The sequence below is a fragment of the Caballeronia sp. M23-90 genome, assembly GCF_053574605.1.
The window spans coordinates 1-736 of sequence record NZ_JBSIPA010000937.1 but is presented as its reverse complement, the minus strand read 5'-3'; the positions used below and the strand labels follow the sequence as shown (position 1 = coordinate 736).

1 protein-coding gene is annotated in these 736 nt (G+C 49.3%); it reads left to right on the top strand.

Features of this window, described 5'->3' with window-relative positions; genetic code table 11:
* Positions 1 to 18: 18 nt before the first annotated feature.
* The coding region (locus ACRXB1_RS37145; RefSeq protein ID WP_449494914.1) for a restriction endonuclease subunit S at positions 19 to 736 on the top strand (718 nt) is incomplete at its 3' end.

Genomic DNA, 736 nt, shown 5'->3' with positions numbered 1-736 from the left:
CTCTACAGGGAGTGGTTCGTGCGGCTTCGCTTTCCCGGCCATGAGCATGTCAAGGTTGTGGATGGCGTGCCGGAGGGGTGGGAGAAGGGGACAATAGGTGATTTGGGAAAAGTAATCACAGGAAAAACGCCCAGCAAAAAAAAAGCTGAAAATTACGGCAATGATTTACCATTCATTAAAACGCCGGACATGCACGGCAATGCTCTTGTAGTTCATACAAGCGAGTCGCTTTCCGAAGTAGGCGCAAAGACCCAGAGCAACAAGACTCTTCCTCCCCGGTCGATTCTCGTTTCTTGCATCGGTACAGTCGGGGCGGTGGCTTTTAACGCTTCACCTGCCCAGACAAATCAGCAGATTAACAGCATCGTTCCGGTTAACGAATTTGTTACATACTGGGCCTACTTTATGGCTAAAGATTTGAAACCTTTGCTTGAAGGAATGGGGGGTGGTGCGACCATGGCAAATGTTAACAAGTCAAAATTTTCTGGTATCGAAATCACTATTCCAGCTCGGCTGGCACTTGAGAATTTTTCCGATTTCGCCAAACCCGTTTTCGATCAAATTGAGAACTTGGCGACTCATAATCTGCAACTCGCAAAAGCCCGTGACATCCTCCTCCCCCGACTCATGAACGGCGAGGTTTCCCTACGATTCCCGTTGGATCTCAATGCTATAGCCACGGAAACCCTCCGAGTACCGGAATGGGCCGATCGTGGAACTCAAAAGAACTCGAGGC